This is a genomic window from Aminipila sp. (genome assembly GCF_032051575.1).
Lineage (GTDB): Bacteria > Bacillota > Clostridia > Peptostreptococcales > Anaerovoracaceae > Aminipila.
Genome location: NZ_DAMBYD010000012.1, coordinates 38,765 through 56,207 on the forward strand (window position 1 = coordinate 38,765; position 17,443 = coordinate 56,207).

17 protein-coding genes and 1 pseudogene are annotated in these 17,443 nt (G+C 35.7%); 1 reads left to right on the plus strand and 17 read right to left on the minus strand.

Annotation, left to right across the window (positions count from 1 at the left end; translation table 11 throughout):
* Positions 1–52 precede the first annotated feature (52 nt).
* Positions 53–649 (plus strand): hypothetical protein, encoded by a 597-nt coding sequence (locus tag RTW14_RS15755; RefSeq protein WP_312653172.1) that lies wholly within the window; start codon positions 53–55, stop codon positions 647–649.
* Positions 650–766: 117 nt separating this feature from the next.
* On the opposite strand, the gene trpA is transcribed toward RTW14_RS15755, so the two are convergent.
* The 17 genes and pseudogenes from trpA to mgtE form a co-directional block, all read right to left on the minus strand.
* Positions 767–1,564, minus strand: a complete 798-nt coding sequence (trpA, locus tag RTW14_RS15760; protein WP_312653174.1) for a tryptophan synthase subunit alpha — start codon at positions 1,562–1,564, stop codon at positions 767–769.
* On the minus strand, positions 1,557–2,741 hold the full coding sequence (gene trpB, locus RTW14_RS15765) for a tryptophan synthase subunit beta (RefSeq protein ID WP_312653176.1): 1,185 nt from the start codon (positions 2,739–2,741) through the stop codon (positions 1,557–1,559). Before trpB ends, trpA begins: the two co-directional genes overlap by 8 nt.
* Positions 2,734–3,333 (minus strand): phosphoribosylanthranilate isomerase, encoded by a 600-nt coding sequence (locus tag RTW14_RS15770; RefSeq protein WP_312653178.1) that lies wholly within the window; start codon positions 3,331–3,333, stop codon positions 2,734–2,736. Before RTW14_RS15770 ends, trpB begins: the two co-directional genes overlap by 8 nt.
* Positions 3,330–4,109, minus strand: a complete 780-nt coding sequence (gene trpC, locus RTW14_RS15775; RefSeq protein WP_312653180.1) for an indole-3-glycerol phosphate synthase TrpC — start codon at positions 4,107–4,109, stop codon at positions 3,330–3,332. Before trpC ends, RTW14_RS15770 begins: the two co-directional genes overlap by 4 nt.
* A gap of 11 nt (positions 4,110–4,120) precedes the next feature.
* Positions 4,121–5,128: an anthranilate phosphoribosyltransferase gene (gene trpD, locus RTW14_RS15780; protein ID WP_312653182.1), complete on the minus strand. Its 1,008-nt coding sequence runs from the start codon at positions 5,126–5,128 to the stop codon at positions 4,121–4,123.
* Entirely contained in the window at positions 5,121–5,702 is a 582-nt protein-coding gene (locus tag RTW14_RS15785) for an anthranilate synthase component II (RefSeq protein ID WP_312653184.1), read from the minus strand. The genes trpD and RTW14_RS15785 overlap by 8 nt, the downstream gene beginning before the upstream one ends.
* Complete coding sequence (gene trpE, locus RTW14_RS15790; RefSeq protein WP_312653186.1) at positions 5,702–7,174, minus strand: anthranilate synthase component I; 1,473 nt, start codon at positions 7,172–7,174, stop codon at positions 5,702–5,704. The genes RTW14_RS15785 and trpE overlap by 1 nt, the downstream gene beginning before the upstream one ends.
* A 491-nt stretch (positions 7,175–7,665) precedes the next feature.
* A complete protein-coding gene (locus RTW14_RS15795; protein WP_312653189.1) occupies positions 7,666–8,139 on the minus strand; it encodes a protease complex subunit PrcB family protein in 474 nt (157 codons plus the stop codon).
* 106 nt (positions 8,140–8,245) lie between these two features.
* A complete protein-coding gene (locus tag RTW14_RS15800; RefSeq protein WP_312653191.1) occupies positions 8,246–9,172 on the minus strand; it encodes a transketolase family protein in 927 nt (308 codons plus the stop codon).
* Positions 9,172–9,996, minus strand: a pseudogene (locus RTW14_RS15805) (transketolase); the annotation flags it as partial. The pseudogene RTW14_RS15805 and the gene RTW14_RS15800, both read right to left, overlap by 1 nt.
* Before the next feature lie 16 nt (positions 9,997–10,012).
* On the minus strand, positions 10,013–10,768 hold the full coding sequence (locus RTW14_RS15810; protein WP_312653193.1) for a WecB/TagA/CpsF family glycosyltransferase: 756 nt from the start codon (positions 10,766–10,768) through the stop codon (positions 10,013–10,015).
* The gene (gene csaB, locus RTW14_RS15815) at positions 10,768–11,865 is read right to left on the minus strand and encodes a polysaccharide pyruvyl transferase CsaB (protein ID WP_312653195.1); all 1,098 of its coding nucleotides are present in this window, start codon (positions 11,863–11,865) and stop codon (positions 10,768–10,770) included. Before csaB ends, RTW14_RS15810 begins: the two co-directional genes overlap by 1 nt.
* Positions 11,865–14,069: a DUF5693 family protein gene (locus tag RTW14_RS15820; RefSeq protein WP_312653197.1), complete on the minus strand. Its 2,205-nt coding sequence runs from the start codon at positions 14,067–14,069 to the stop codon at positions 11,865–11,867. The genes csaB and RTW14_RS15820 overlap by 1 nt, the downstream gene beginning before the upstream one ends.
* Positions 14,070–14,097: 28 nt before the next feature.
* A complete protein-coding gene (locus RTW14_RS15825; RefSeq protein ID WP_312653199.1) occupies positions 14,098–14,496 on the minus strand; it encodes a hypothetical protein in 399 nt (132 codons plus the stop codon).
* Positions 14,497–14,558: 62 nt separating this feature from the next.
* Positions 14,559–14,918 carry a type II toxin-antitoxin system PemK/MazF family toxin gene (locus tag RTW14_RS15830; RefSeq protein ID WP_312653201.1) on the minus strand — a complete coding sequence of 120 codons (360 nt, stop codon included), beginning with the start codon at positions 14,916–14,918 and terminating at the stop codon, positions 14,559–14,561.
* A 55-nt stretch (positions 14,919–14,973) separates the two neighbouring features.
* Complete coding sequence (locus RTW14_RS15835) at positions 14,974–15,822, minus strand: NAD(P)H-hydrate dehydratase (protein WP_312653203.1); 849 nt, start codon at positions 15,820–15,822, stop codon at positions 14,974–14,976.
* A gap of 13 nt (positions 15,823–15,835) precedes the next feature.
* Entirely contained in the window at positions 15,836–17,212 is a 1,377-nt protein-coding gene (mgtE, locus tag RTW14_RS15840; protein ID WP_312653206.1) for a magnesium transporter, read from the minus strand.
* Positions 17,213–17,443 lie beyond the last annotated feature (231 nt).

The window sequence follows — 17,443 nt, forward strand, 5'->3', positions numbered from 1 at the left end:
AAGTAATCTATCTAGAATAAACTATATTAATTCAAGGAAAGGAGGATTTCAAATGGCTCATATTAACCAATTACCAGAATACAACTTAACAACTGGGCAGCTAAATCTATTATATAGGTTAAGGATAATTTGGAGAGACATGGCCACTTGGATAAGATCCTACTTAATCTACACATTCTTAGAATCGGATCCAGAACTGAAAGAGGCTGCTGCGCAAAAATTAATGGATTTGCCTGTAAAATATGCGGATATTTTCAGGATATTTTTCGGAAATGAAGTTGCTGACGACCATACCATTCTAATGACAAACTATACTAAACTTCTGATGTCACTTATTGATGCAACAAAGAGTGGTGATACGGATTCAATAAATGAATACACCAATTTGATAAATGAAAATATAAATGACCGGGTTAATTTTCTTACATATATTAATCCATTTTGGGAAAAAAGCACCATGTCAGATTTATTGCATACCTTTAATAATATGACAATAAATGAGATAAATACATTTGCAAATAAAGATTATCAAGCCAATATAGATTTATTTAGCAGGATTTTAACCTATGCGGATAGAATGGGAGACACTTTTGCAGAGGGCATGGTAAAATATTTTACTTTTAGCTCAAGGGAACCAAGAGTTCCATAATAATATAAAATATTAAGCTATGCTTTTGAGCGCACAAAATAGCAAATGTAAGTAAAAAATAAAGGAAAATCCTTAGGATTTTCCTTTAAATATAATATGTAATTGTAACTAATAATTTTAATAATTTCTAGTCTTTTTCACACTGTCTTTCATACTTTTCACATAATCAAATACATATTTACCGGCATTATCACCATACTTTTCTATAATTTTTACTATGGCACTTCCTACGATTACACCATCACATTTTTGAGAGATTTCAGCTGCCTGTTCTGGTGTATTTATGCCAAAACCAACAAAGCAAGGAATTTTAGTATTTTCCCGGATAACTTTTATGATACCTTCTAAATCTGTTTTAATTTCATTTCTCATTCCTGTAACTCCCATAGAAGAAACAAGATACACAAAACCTGACGCCTCTTCTGCAATCATCTTGATTCTGTTTTCAGACGTAGGCGCTATAAGTGAAATAACCTCTACTCCATATTTACTGGCAGCTTCAGTAACCTCCTTTTTCTCTTCAAACGGCAAATCAGGAAGAATGATTCCATCTACTCCAGTCTCTTCACAGCGCTTAAAAAATTTATCATATCCATAGCTGAAAACTAAATTTAAATACGTCATAAATACCAGTGGAATTCCACTTTCTTTTCTTACATCACATACTAATTCAAATACCTTATCTGTATCGATTCCCTTTGAAAGTGCTCTGATATTTGCTGCTTGAATAACAGGACCTTCTGCTATTGGATCTGAAAAGGGTATGCCGATTTCTATTAGATCAGCTCCACCTTTTATCATTTCAAAAATAAACTCTTTCGTTTTTTCTATAGTCGGATCTCCCGCAGTTATAAATCCTACAAAAGCCTTTTGTTTTTCTCCATTATGTATAAGAATATCTTTTATCCTATTCAACTATATTCACCCCCCTGTACTTTGCAATAGCTGCTACATCTTTATCTCCTCTTCCCGATAAGCAGACTATAATCACTTTATCCTTTCCCATTGTAGGTGCTATTTTCATTACATGAGCAATCGCATGAGAACTTTCAATTGCTGCAATAATGCCTTCTGTTTTCGCAATATATTCAAAAGCTTGTACAGCGTCTTCATCCGTCACAGGTACATATTGTGCTCTTCCTGTATCATGTAAATTTGCATGCTCTGGTCCGATTCCTGGATAATCCAAGCCAGCTGATATTGAATATACTGGAGCAATCTGCCCAAATTCATCCTGACAAAAATAGGACTTCATCCCATGAAATACTCCTAGCCTGCCATTTGCAATTGTTGCTGCATTTTTGTCTGTATTTACACCATGGCCTGCCGCCTCACATCCAATAAGCATCACCTCTTTATCTTCTATAAAATTATAAAACATTCCCATAGCATTACTTCCACCACCTACGCAAGCCACTACTGCATCAGGCAGCTTCCCTTCAGTCTCTAATATCTGTTGCTTTGCTTCCTTACTTATAATACTTTGGAAATCCCTTACAATCATAGGAAAAGGGTGCGGTCCCATTACAGACCCTAAAACATATAAGGTATCCTCTACCCGGTTTGTCCACTCCCTCATAGCCTCATTTACTGCATCCTTAAGTGTCATAGTTCCACTGGTCACAGGATTTACTTTTGCCCCTAGCAATTCCATTCTATAAACGTTCAAAGCCTGCCTTTCTGTATCCTCTTTACCCATAAAAATTTCACACTCAAGTCCCAGTAGTGCTGCTGCCGTTGCAGCTGCCACTCCATGCTGGCCTGCACCAGTCTCAGCTATTATTCGGGTTTTACCCATTTTCTTTGCCATCAGGACCTGTCCCAAAACGTTATTAATCTTATGTGAACCTGTATGATTCATGTCCTCTCGTTTTAAATATATTCTTGCACCGCCTAAATCTTTTGTCATTTTTTCAGCATAATATAATTCTGATGGTCTTCCGGCATATTCTTTTAAAAGCTTATCCAGCTCTTTATTAAAATCAGAATCATTTCTATATATTTCATAACATTCCTCAAGATGAATTATTTCACTCATCAATGTTTCTGGAATATATTGTCCTCCATGTATACCATATCTGCCTTTAATCATTTCTTACCCTCCTAACGAATTCTAATATTTTTTCTCTGTTTTTATCTCCATCTTGTTCTACACCGCTGCTCACATCTATTCCATACGGGTTTAAAATTTTTATTCCCCTTTCTACATTAGCAGCATTAATTCCACCTGCAAGAAAAAAAGGCTTGCTTACTTTTTCTATCAAATTCCAATCAAAGCACTGACCCGTTCCACCTGCACCACTATCCAGTAATACAAAATCCGCACTACTTTCCTGTGCTTTCTTAATATCTAAAGATTTTTCTACTTTCACTGACTTTATAACAGGGACATCTATAATTGATTTAAGATTTTCTATAAAAATTTCGTTTTCATTTCCATGAAGCTGCACCATTTCAATTATTTGTTTTTTCACTATGTTTACTATATTTTCTAAAGGTTCATTTACAAAGACCCCTACTGCTTTGATATCTTTATTTAAAGCTTGCCGTAATATCCATGCATTCTCCAAACTAACTTGTCTTTTGCTTTTTGCAAATACGAATCCTATATAGTCAGGTTTAGCCTCATTGACATAATCTATATGACAAATTTTGCTAAGACCACATATTTTGATCTTTGTCATAAAGTTCTCCATTCCTTCAACAATGATTTTTTATCCGAGCTTTTCATCAGTGTTTCTCCAATTAGTACAGCATTAACCTTGTGTTTTTTTAATTCCTGAATGTGTTTAGAAGAATTTATGCCACTTTCTGATATATAAATTACATTGGGTGGCACAATGTATCTAAGTTCTATACAGTTAGAAAAATTCACTTGGAATGTCTTTAAGTTTCTATTATTTACTCCAATCATCCTCGCTCCTGCTTCTAATGATTTTAAAACTTCTTCTCTAGAGTGTGCCTCTACTAAAGCCGACAGTCCTAAAGAATCAGCAATCCTAATATATTGTTGAAGCTGTTCTTTATCCAATATAGAACTTATTAATAAGATTGCAGATGCTCCTATTATTTTGGATTCATAGATCTGGTAACTGTCAATAATAAAATCTTTTCTTAGTATGGGGACATTTACCTGTCTGCTTATTTCTTCAAGATATTGATTGTCCCCTAAGAAATACTGTGGTTCTGTCAGTAATGAAATACAGGATGCTCCAGCCTTCTCATAATCTTTAGCAATTTCTATGTAAGGAAAGTCCTCTACAATTATCCCCTTTGAAGGAGAAGCTTTTTTTACTTCACAGATAAAAGAAAGTTCATCCTTTCTTAATACTTCCTCAAAAACAAAATCCTCATCTGCAGGCATGCGCTCTGCAATTTTTTTTATTTTTTCCAAAGGTTCTTTTGTTTTCAAAACATCAACTCGTTTTCTTGTGCTTTCAACTATTTTATCAAGTATCATGTTTATCACTCCTAGCGGTTAGATAAAGTAATAAACTTTTCTAACTGTTTCATGGCCATTCCAGTATTCAACATTTTTTCTGCCATCTCAATTCCTTCTTTTATTGATTCAACTTGTTGCGCTATGTATAAAGCTGCTGCAGAATTTAATATTACTGCCTCTCTTTTGGGGCCCTTTTCTCCCAGCAAAATATTCTTTGTGATTTCTGCATTCTCCATTGGTGTACCACCGAGTAAGTCTTGTTTCTTGCAACGTTGCAGCCCAAAATTTTCAGGAGAAATTTCATATTCACTGATTATCCCATCTCTTATTTCGCAGACAGTAGTAATATCACTCACAGAGATTTCATCCAGCCCATCATTTCCATATACGACCATTCCATTATTAACGCCCAAGTTCAATAGAACTCTTGCCATAGGTTCAACCAAAGACTTATCATAAACCCCCATCAACTGCATCTTTGCACCTGCAGGGTTTGATAATGGCCCTAAGATATTAAATACTGTTCTTATACCAAGTTCTTTTCTTACAGAAGCAACATGCTTCATAGCAGTATGGTACGTCTGTGCAAATAGGAAGCAGATACCTATTTCCTTTAATATTTCGGCACTCTTTTCGGGCGTAATATTTATATTTACCCCAAGAGCCTCTAGAACATCTGCCGCCCCACATTTACTAGAAGCAGCCCTGTTGCCATGCTTTGCCACAGGCACTCCAGCAGCTGAAATCACAAGAGCCGAAGTTGTTGAAATGTTAAATGAATTAGAACCATCGCCTCCAGTTCCTACTATTTCAAGCACCTCCATTTCATGAGGTAATTTTACGCAATGTTTTTTCATCCCCTGCGCTGACGCGGTTATTTCTTCAATGGTTTCCCCCTTCATACTCATAGCTGCTAAATATGCACTTTTTTGAATGTCACTTGCTTGTCCTCTCATGATTTCGTCCATCACATTTTCTGCCATGGTATAATCTAAATCTTCATTATTTACTAATTTACCAATTGCTTCTTTAATCATATTTCTGCCCTTCTTTCAAAAAATTTTTGATTATTATTTTTCCTTCCTCTGTCAAAATCGACTCTGGGTGAAATTGAAGTCCATAAACTTTATATTTAGTATGCTGCAATGCCATTACTTCACCATCATAAGTCCTTGCTGTCACCTTTAATTCTTCTGGAAGACTTTCCCTTATTGCCGCTAAAGAATGATATCTGGCAACCTTTATATTTTTATTTAGTCCTTTAAATATAGGACTTTCCGTATCCAATGCCACCACAGATTGTTTTCCATGCATCAGCTCTTTTGCATAAGATACCGTTCCCCCATAGGCTTCGCAAATGGCTTGATGTCCTAAACAAATTCCTAAAACCGGAATACTGGCGCCTAGTTTTCGAACAACTTCTATACAAATACCCGCTTCTGATGGTTTACCTGGTCCTGGTGATAATACAATATAGTCAGGCTTATACCCTTCTACTTCATCAACAGTTAATTCATCATTTCTGACAACTTTTATATTTTCTTCCAATGTGCCTATTAATTGATACAGGTTATATGAAAAGCTATCGTAGTTATCTATAAGTAATACCATTATTCTAACTCCTCCTTTGAAATTTCTAATGCATCTATTACAGCCCTTGCCTTATTCAGACACTCCTCATATTCTCTTTCTGGAATACTATCAGCTACAATACCTGCTCCTGATCGAATAAATACTTTGCCATTTTTCTTAAAGGCCAGTCTTATGGCAATACATGTATCTAAATCTCCATTTAGTGCTAAGTACCCTATGGCGCCTCCATAAATTCCTCTTTTATTATCTTCTAACTGATTTATTATTTCACAGGCTCTAATTTTGGGTGCACCAGAAAGGGTTCCTGCTGGTAATATAGCAGTTACCGCATCTACAGCATCTCTGTCCTCGCTTATTTCTCCCTCCACAGTGGAGCCAATATGCATAACATGTGAAAATCTCTCAATCTGTAAATATTTCACTACATCAACCGATCCAAATTTACTTATTTTACCTATATCATTTCTTCCCAAGTCAACAAGCATATTATGTTCAGCTAATTCCTTTTCATCGGATAATAATTCTTTCTCAAGTTCCAAGTCTTCCTCTGGATTTTTCCCTCTTGGTCTTGTGCCTGCCAACGGGAAGGTACTTACTTTTCTATTTTCCAGTTTAACTAATGTTTCAGGAGAAGCTCCTGCCATTTCTATGTCATCACTGGAAAAGAAAAACATATATGGTGCTGGATTTATTGTTCTGATTACTCTGTATACATTTAATAAGCTACCTTGAATCTCTGCTTCAAATCGGTTGGAAAGAACCACTTGAAATATATTTCCTTGCCTTATATGCTCTTTTGCAATTTCAACCATCTGGCAATACTTTTCTTTACTAAATAAGGTTTTTATAGGTGATAACAATACTGGTGGTTCTTCATTAATTGATACTCCCTCTCTAATAATCAGCTTTAGTTTTTCAAGTTCCTCTAAGGCTTTTGTGTATGTTGTTTCTATTTCCTCCACCCTGGCATTTACAATCAGGATAATCTTATGTCTAAAATTATCAAAAGCAATGACTTTGTCAAATAGCATTAAATCCACGTCTTTAAACTTCTCATCATCCGTAGGCTGAAGTTTTAGTGACGGTTCGCTGTATTTAATATAGTCATAAGAAAAATAACCAACCAATCCACCTGTAAAAGATGGTAAATAATCTAACTTAGGACTTCTATTGTCTTCTAATATCTGCTTTAAGTAATAGTCCGGTTTATCTGTTTTAAACTTTCTTATTGTGCCGTTTTTAATTTCCATATTTCCATTTACACAAGTCACCTCTAAAATTGGATTAAAACCTAAAAAAGTATATCTTCCTCGGTTTTTTATATCTTCATTACTTTCTAGTAGATAACAGTTTCTACTAATTTCTTTGAGTTTTTTTAAAACTTCTATTGGTGTACAGATATCTGAATATAACTCACAACTAATAGGTATTACTTTAAATTTCTTCATATCTGCAATGCTTTTAGCTTCATTCAGTGATGGTTTATACATTTTTTACCTCCTCATCAAAACACAAAATCATGACTTTCATTCTGCTTTTTGAATACAAAAAACTCGCCCTCAATGTCATAAAGACATCAAGGACGAGCTTATAAATTTAAATCAAAAACAGCCCGCGGTACCACCTTGCTTTGCGATAAACCACACTCTTAGCAGAATACTATCATATTCCCGGCAACTAACGTATGCCAACACGTCATAGAATACTCAGCACTAGGTGCCTTTGACTATGCCCTCAACGGTCCATTTAATAAGCTGCGTTCCACCTGGATTCCAGCTGCCCAGGCTCTCTGTAGGTGCACGATTTATTTTTATCTCCGCCTCATCGGTTTAAATATTCAATTTTTTTAACTATCTTGTTTGTTATTATTACATAACTATTGTACTCTTGTCAATTGTTTTTTTGTAATTTTTCACAAATCATACCACTATGTACTGTTATTATACACAAAACACATCACTTATAAGATTCAAATCAGTTATTATTTATATTGCACCCTAAGTTCTATCTGATCAGGCAATTGGGTTAATTCAGTTTCTGCTACCTTTAATGGATATGTCAGGATCTGAGTTAGCGCCACACCTGGTTCGGGATCTGCAAAATTTGCATAAACAGCCAAACTGGTTACACCATCTTTTTCCTCTACAACCATCTTATCAATATTAAGGTCAAAACCAGATGTAGGCTTTTCACCTCTTGAGACAAGTACGTATACCTTATCATCTACCATACATGCAAGAGCTCTTTCTAAGTCCCTGTATTCTGGTATAACCTGGCCTACGATGTCCTGAGGGATATCTTTGTCTCCTAGTACTTTAAATTCTACTGCCTTATCCCCATTAAAATAATTCATAGCAAATAAGCCCACTGAAACCATTAAAACTAAAACTATAATTCCTATAAAAACTTTTTTCCCCGGCCTTTTTAGCTTTTTCAAAATCTTATTCTCGCTCACAATAAAAAACTCCCTTCGCCTGTAAATCTTCGTAATCTTCCGATATACAAAAATCTATTCACAAAGGGAGACAAATATTCGTTTATTTTTATTTTTACAGTTTTAATTACAGAGATTTAACTGCTGCTATTATATCTGCTGCTGTCATCCCATACTTTTCCTTTAGTTCATCCGGTTTTCCTGATTCCCCAAAAGTATCCTTTTGCCCTACAAATGCCATCTTTACAGGAGCATGCTGAGTAACCACTTCTGCAACTGCTGAACCAAGACCGCCAATTACGGAATGTTCTTCAACAGTAACGATTCCCTTTGTTTCTGTGGCAGCCTTAATGATAATTTCCTGATCAATAGGCTTAATTGTGTGCATATCAATTACTCTTATATGAATACCATCTTTTGCAAGAGCATCTGCAGCCATTAAGGCCTCATTTACCATAATACCTGTTGCAATAACCGTATAATCTTTACCCTCTTTTATACAGTTACCTTTTCCTATTTCAATGGTTGAATTTTCATTATAAATCATAGGAACTGCTGCCCTGCCAAGTCTGATGTATACAGGTCCGACAAACGCAACCGCCTGTCTGATTAATTCTTTTGCAGAAACACCATCTCCAGGATTAATTACAGTCATGCCTGGGATAGTTCTCATCAAAGCCATATCCTCAAAGGTCTGATGGCTGGCACCATCTTCACCTACTGTAATACCTGCGTGAGTAGCACAAATCTTAACATTGGCATGAGGATATCCAATGGAATTTCTGATTATTTCAAATGCTCTCCCTGCTGCAAACATTGCAAAAGTGCTTGCACATACAATTTTTCCTGACATAGCAAGACCTGTTGCTGCACCATATAAATTTTGTTCTGCAATACCCATATTTAAAAATCTTTCAGGGAAGTTCTTACCAAAATCTGCAGTCATCGTTGATTTTGAAAGGTCTGCATCCATTACTACTAAATTATCATATTTCTGTCCAAGCTCTACAAGTACTTGACCATAAGCCTGTCTAGTTGCCATTTTTTCTGCCATTACCATTCACCTCCCAATTCTTCTACTGCCTTCTTAGCTTCTTCATCACTTGGGGCTTTTCCGTGCCATCCAGGATTATCCTCCATAAAGGATACCCCCTTACCTTTTACCGTCTTTGCGATAATTACAGTTGGCTTACCCTCTGTATTTCTTGCCTTATTAAATGCTTCAACAATTTCATCAAAGTTATGTCCATCAATGTAAAGAACATTCCAGCCAAAACTTCTAAATTTTTCATCTACAGGAGAAACCGTCATTACATCTTCATTTTTTCCATCTATCTGAAGTCCATTCCAGTCTAAGATAGCCGTTAAATTGTCAAGGCCATAATGTGCTGCAGACATGGCTGCTTCCCAAACAATTCCCTCCTGGATTTCTCCATCTCCAAGAAGTACATAAATTCTTCCCTCATTGTTATCCATTCTGTTTGCAAGTGCCATACCTACTGAAACAGAAAAACCCTGTCCTAATGAGCCCGTTGACATTTCAATCCCAGGAACTTTCTTCATATCAGGATGTCCCTGTAGCTTTGAGCCCATTTTGCGAAGTGTCAGTAAATCCTCTTTAGGGAAAAATCCCTTTTCAGCCAAAGCTGCATACTGAACAGGAGCTGCATGGCCCTTTGAAAGAATAAACTTATCTCTGGTTAACATCTTTGGATTCTTCGGATCTATGTTCATTTCACGAAAATATAATGCAGTAACAATATCTGTAGCGGAAAGCGAACCACCTGGGTGGCCTGACCCTGCTGCGTGAATTGATCTAATTATATCAATTCTAATGTTCTGAGCGATTTCCTTTAATTCTGGATATTTCATATTACTCGCCTCCTTATTGCGATTATTTCTTACCTTTTGCTATGACCTTAACCATGAATAATGGTAGTTGTGCCATTCTTTTATATCTACTAGGTTCCTGTATAAACCTGTAAAGCCATTCTAAACCATGTTCCTGATAAAACTTAGGAGCACGTTTTACCGTCCCTGCCCATACATCAAGGCTTCCACCTACACCAATTCCTGCACGAATATTAATAAATTCATTTCTATGTTCATAAATAAATTTTTCCTGTTTAGGTGCACCAAGAGCAGCACATAAGAAGTCTGCACCAGATTCGTTAATTTCTTTAACTAAATCGGCTTCCTCATGTTTTTTAAAATATCCATCATGAGTACCTGCAATCTTAAGGTTAGGATATTTAATAAGCATATTTTCTCCTGCCAGCTCTGCCACTGATGGTCTTTCTTCATTGGCAGGCTTACTGCCAAGTAAATATATGGATTTTCCATTTTTATCCAAATATTCTAATATGCTACTTAAAAAATCAACTCCAGTAACTCTTTCATTTAGTGGTAATCCAATTATCTTAGATGCATACACAAGTCCTATTCCATCAGGTATAATAAGACCTGCTTCTTCTATAAGCATTTTCAATTCTTGGTCCTTGGTGGCATTCATTATTATTTCAGAGTTAGGCGTTACAATTAAATCACAACCTGGCTTATCCATAAGCCCTTTAAATATTTCCATAGCCTGTTGATTATTAACCATATCAACAGGTACATCTAAAATCCTTATTCGCTTGCTATCTTCCATTATTTCTCCATTATCTTTTTAATCATTTCCTCATTTGTGTCAAGTGCCTTTGTTAAATTTATAAGTTTTTCCTGCACTCTATTTTTAAGCACTTCCTTATGCTGCATAATTTTATTAAATTCATCTATAAAATCCTGATTATTAAAGTCATAAATGGAGCACATTGCTTTCATTCCAATTGACTTCATAAATGAATTTATTTTAGGATCATATGAAATCCCAATCATAGGGACATTCATAATGGCTGAATGGATTAACGCATGTAATCTAACTCCTACAAGTAAATCCATATTTCCTATTATACTAAGCATTTCATTGGTCAAATATTTATGTTTAATAGAATAAACCTTATCACCCAAGCGATTTTCTATTTCTTCTATAACACTTACATCTTCTGAGAAATGAAAAGGAATCAAAACAATTTGAGCATTCTGCTCTTGTATAAGTCTTTCCATGGCTATACAAAGTTCGTCAACAAATTCACTATTCAGTTTACGCTCTCTTATGGCAAACCCTACTGTTAACTGTTCTTTATTTATTTTGATACCTTCTTTACGAAGTATCTCTTCTCCTATTATAAGTGGTGCACGCTTTATCCTAAGCACAGGATCAGCTGTAACTACTACTTTATCAACGTCTACACCAATTTCTGCTAAAAACTCTTTGGAGGCCTCATCCCTTACAACAATCCCACTAACCTTTGATAAGGTTCTAGCGGTTAGTGTCCTGTTTAAAGTAGAATTTATAGGGCCAATCCCCTGACTATAAATAAATATTTTTTTTCTAAATAACTGAGCCATCCACATTATAATAAGATAATATAAAATGCTTTTCTTACTGGTAACATCTTGTAAAAGACTTCCTCCACCACTAATAAGTAAATCAGACTTTCTGACAGCACCAACAATGCTTTTTATTGATTTTCTGTTTACTGATTTTACTCCATATTTTTCAGCTGTAGATACAGGGTCTTGTGACAATACTGTGATTTCAATATTCTCAAGTCGGTCTTGCAAATTGTCAACAACTGCCCGCAAGATGGATTCATCACCTATATTATTGAATCCATAATACCCTGAAATTAAAACCTTATACATTAATTACCTGCCTCTTCCTGGTTTGCATAGCTTTCTAAAAATGGTCCTACCCATCTTACATATATCTTATGGGCCATATCAAATACAAAAATCCCAACAATACCTACAATTATACCAAAGAATAAGGAATACCCTGTCCTGATAAATCCTAAATATAGTGGAGTTCTAATATGCATGAAAGTATTATTTACTGAAGTCATACCAATAACTCCGCATAATCCAAATATAATAGGCCATAATTTAAATCGTCTAACAGACGTATATACCATTAGCATAATAGCTGGGAATGCGAACAAAAATTCTTTATTTCTAGGTCTTGCTATTAAAATATCTTCCAGATAATTTCTAAACAACATTTCTAAGCTTGAAACCTCAACTGCTGAATCATGACCTGTTCTGGCGATGTAATAATATCCAACGCCACCAATGACTGCGCCTAAAATAATCATCCAAATCTTAATGGAAGTATTCATCATATCCTTTAAATCATGAAACTCTAATACACCTGGGACTTTCTTTTTCTCACCAAATCCAAAATAAGTAAGATACGCAATAGCAAAGTAGGCTATTGGAAGTAGCTGTGCTACCTTAACTCCCCTGAAAATGTCTATCTCAAGCATATAAGTAGTTGATGATATTGGTGATGCAGTCATCATGCCACCTATTAAAGAAACTAGAACACAAGCCACCAATGTCAACGTTGACAATACGATTAATTTAATTAAAGGCGTGTCAGGATTCAAAGTATCCCTGAATTCTTTACTCATTCTTGTAAATAAAGTTATTGCTAAGCAAGCAAATATTACAGCAGAAGAAAAACTCAACAAAAGTTCAAAGCTGTTCGGTATCACATAGGAAGCCCCTAAAGCGCCTATTGCTCCTAGTCCAAATAAAATATACTTCGGCCTTTTCTTTAGAGGTAAGAACAAACTAAGCAGAAGAACTGCTGCTGCTACACATCCAAATGACATGAAGAGCTTTAATATATAACTTACTTCATGATATCTCATAACTGAAGCAGAGCCATAAGTAAAGTTATGTTCATCCAATCTCTTATCAAGATTTGTAAACATATTCTTATATACATCCATATCAGTGATATAAGTAAATAAATCTTGGTTCTGTTTTATAGGTTTAAAATAAATAACCCTGATATTTCTCTCTGTAATGGCTCTGAATAAAGTATTTTCAATTTCTTCTGCGCCTTCATATCCATAGAACTGATATCTATACTGAATATAATTCCAAACAGAGAAAACTCTTACTGTATTATAATCTGTATCTTTTGCAATTTCTTCAACACCTTTTTGAAGAATATTCTGAAGCTGAGTCGTATTTTCAATTAGACCTATAGTTATATTATTATCCTTTATGTACTTTTCAGCCAGCTTAATACCATCATCATATCCAATAACGCCTTCTCCACCTGCAATAAGATATTCAGGTGTAATTCCATATTTTTTATAACTTGCTATAACCGCTTTAGCATACTTCTCCCCATTATAACCACCATAGCATAAAGTTCTTGGTATAATCTCAAGCCCAAGAGACTGCACTTTTTCAACCTTTTCAGGTAAAAGGCCTAAACTGATATACATAATCTTAGAACCAACAATATCAGTTCTTTCAATAAAGCCACCCTTTTGAGAATTTGCTAATTTATATGGCTGGGAATATAAAGCTGTTTTGGAATCACCGTCAATGACCATGTATGCCGAATCACCAAAATCCATAGCAAAGTATTTGTTTTTTTCAAACCTGTCTTTTACAGCGTTTAAAACAAAATCTGCTGCTCTTCGTGAACTCATTTTAACAAGTACATCATATGAATCGTATCCGTGTTCTGTAAGCGCCTGAATAAATTCTGCAGGATAGTCCTGCTTCCAATCAGATTCCTTCGTGACTTCATCCATAGTTGTGCCGCTTACTTCCATATCGGTATCTTCCATTAGAGTCATTATACTTTCTTCCGAAAGCCCTATTTTAGTTATTTTCAGCTCGTCCCTAAACTGCTTTAGCCAATATGTAACGTCCTTATGGGACTGTTCTGCCATTAAGTCAAGTTCATTGTAATCCGCCACTATATCATAAGTTTTGTTATTTCTCTCAATATTGATTCTATTTCCGATAGAAATTCCTGAAACAAGTATACAAACACAAATTACAATAATTAAAAATTTGTTTTCTTTAAAAAATGCCCTCATAAATATGTAACTCCTTATTCTTTAAATGCTACTGGACAGTATATGCACCTCTTACCATCACCCATATGTCTGTAACTGCTGTTATTCCTCTGCCATCGTTTCTTGGAACCAGCAGCAGGTGGTTTGTTACCACCTGACTGCCAGTCATTAAATCAGTTCCAATAGTAAGATCAGAAACGCCGTTTGCGCCATTGTCAATAGCTGTGGCTTCGCCACTTCGCAAAATGATCTCTGATCCTTCTCCACCGATTAGCTTTTGTCCTGCCGTAAGACTTATAGGTGAGTATGAAGTTCTGCTATCTACATAAGTTTTAGTAACAACTGGATCTGATTCAGATCCAGGCTGATTTGTTGCAGCCATAGCAAATGAAATGCCAAGTACCATTACAAGTATCGTTACTATAGAAATTATTACGCTTTTCTTCATATCTTCCTCCCATTTCCCTTTTTGGTACTCATTTTGAGTACTGATTCTATATATGATTACACCTAACTCATACTGTTGGGTGCAATTCCTAAACTAACGGTCAATGCCTCATTCACATTTGGAAGAAGCTCTTCATCAATGGCTCCAATTCTTTCTTTTAACCTTTTTTTATCAATTGTTCTAAGTTGTTCTAGGAGAACCACAGATTTCTTGCTTAATCCATTATCTTTAGCATCTATCTCAACATGCGTAGGCAGCTTTGCTTTATTTAGCTGTGAAGTAACAGCCGCTACTATAATAGTCGGGCTATACTTGTTGCCTACATCGTTTTGCACTACAAGAACGGGTCTTATACCCCCCTGTTCAGAGCCTATGACCGGACTTAAGTCTGCGAAGTAAATGTCGCCTTTTTTAACTAACAAGTCACTCACTCTCCAATTTTCAGTTAATCTCTTTCATAGATTTTCATCTTATGTTTTATCCCAATGTTTTTTTTATAGCTAAAGCTGTCATTTCTGCAATATCGCCAGCTATTAGGCCATACTCACCGAAACGTTGTGCCCCTAAATCACCTGCTAAACCATGCAGATATACACCCGCTTTAGCTGCATCTTCAGGTAAGAGCCCCTGACCAGAAAGTGATGTTATGATCCCTGTAAGGACATCACCTGCACCGCCTGTAGCCATGCCAGGATTACCTGTAGTATTAGTATATGAATTTCCCTCTGGCGTTGCCACAATAGTCCCTTCCCCTTTTAGCACTACTATAGCATTTGTTTTTTCTACCAGACGTGTTGATAGTTCCTGCCTGTCCATGGTCTTTGCGTTAGTAATATCAATAGATAGTAATCTTGCAGCCTCTCCAATATGAGGTGTAATGATTACTTTGCATAAAGAATTTTTTAACTCTTCCTGCATATTATTTTTTGCAATTTGGTTCAAGCCATCTGCATCAAGAACAAAAGTCCCTTCATATTCTTGTAATATTTTCCTCATTAAGTCTGCATCTTCTAATTCCTCCCCTAATCCCGGACCAGCTGAAATAGCATCATAGTTTAGCTTGTCCAAATTAAGAGACTTTCTAGAAACACAGGTTGCTTCAGGCACCCCTACCTGAACTATTGAAAAAATTTCCTCTAAAGTAGCTATTCGTACAAGACCAGCACCGCTTCGCAGTGCCCCTCTTCCGCACAAAACGGCAGCACCTGCCATTCCTAAGGACCCTGCAATCAAGAGAATTCTTCCACAATCACCTTTATGTATGTTTCTTTTTCGTCTCTTAATTACAGTATTTACATATTCTAAAGTAATTAAACCATCTTTCATAAAAAAACCTATATTATATTCCTAATATGACTGATGCCATCAAAAAATAGGTAACCACCGAAATCATGTCTGTTAGTGACGCAATCATTGGAGATGCCATTAATGCAGGGTCAATACCTACTTTCTTGGCCATCATAGGCAGCATACTGCCTATTACCTTTGCTGCTATTACAATAACAAGCATAGAACCACACACTGTAAGTGCAATAGTAGGGCCTTGCCCATCCAGCCAGCAAATCCTCACAAAATTTAAAGAACTTAAAATTAATCCTACTACAGTACTAATTCTTACTTCTTTCCACAGTACTTTGCCAAAATCGGAAAGGCTGATTTCATCCACCGACATACCGCGAATTATAAGTGTAGCCGACTGTGACCCAGAATTACCTCCTGTCCCCATCAGCATCGGCAGATACGCAACTAAGCATATAACCTTTGACAGTACGTCTTCAAAGTTAGCTATAATTCCTCCTGTTATAACATAAGAACACATTAAGAGAAAAAGCCAAGGAATTCTGTTCTTCACATGGTGAAAAACGCTCATATCTAAATATTCCTTATCCGAGCTATCAATAACCCCCGCCATTCTTTCAAAGTCTTCTGTGGTTTCTGCTTCAATTACATCTAAGATGTCATCTACAGTGATAATGCCCACAAGTCTGTTTTCTTTATCAACTACTGGAACCGCAAGGAAACCATACTTTTTAAATATTTCTGATACCTCTTCTTGGTCATCATAAACGTTTACACTAACAAAATCAGTATGCATAAACTCAGATATATGCAAATTATCGTCTGCAATAACCAACGTTCTAAGGGAAACAATCCCTAAAAGAGTTCTTCCACTATCCTTTACGTAACACGTATAAACAGTTTCGCTGTCCATACCTTCTTTTTTTATATATGCTAATGCTTCTGCAACATTCATATCCTTTTGTAAACTTATATAATCAGGAGTCATTAAGCTTCCTGCACAAGTATCTGGATAATTTAAAAATGTATTAATTAGTTTTCTTTCATCTTTTGGTGTTTTTTCAAGTATTTTGTCCACTACATTTGCTGGCAGTTCTTCTAAAACGTCAATCATATCATCGAAAGCAAGTTCTTCCATTATAAAGTGCATTTCTTTATCCGTTATAGCATTAATAATGGCTACCTGATCTTCAATCGGCAAATATGAAAACACTTCTACTGATACATTTTTGGGTAAGGTTCTAAACACAATTACGGACTTTTCTACATCCAGTTCGCCCATAATGTCCTCAAGTATTTCAGCAATATCAACTGCGTTATTCTCAAGTAAAAGATTTCTTACCTTTCCATACCTTTTATTCTGTAGTAATTCTAGAATTTCTGCTAGAGTTTCGTTTAATGTCTTTTCCTGTTCCATTGGAATTTACCTCCTTGTTCTATATGGGGTAAATCCAAGCTAAAAATCATGACAAATTAATAATTGCATGCAAAAACTGTAGATTTACCCTGTATTTGTATTTCTTTAAAATTCTCCGCTCCGGACTCGGTCCAAGTTCCACAGTTGTTCACATCCTTTCATTTATCACACTGAATAATTATGTTATTTTTGCTCATAACTAATAAATTATACTCCATTTTAGGGTATTAT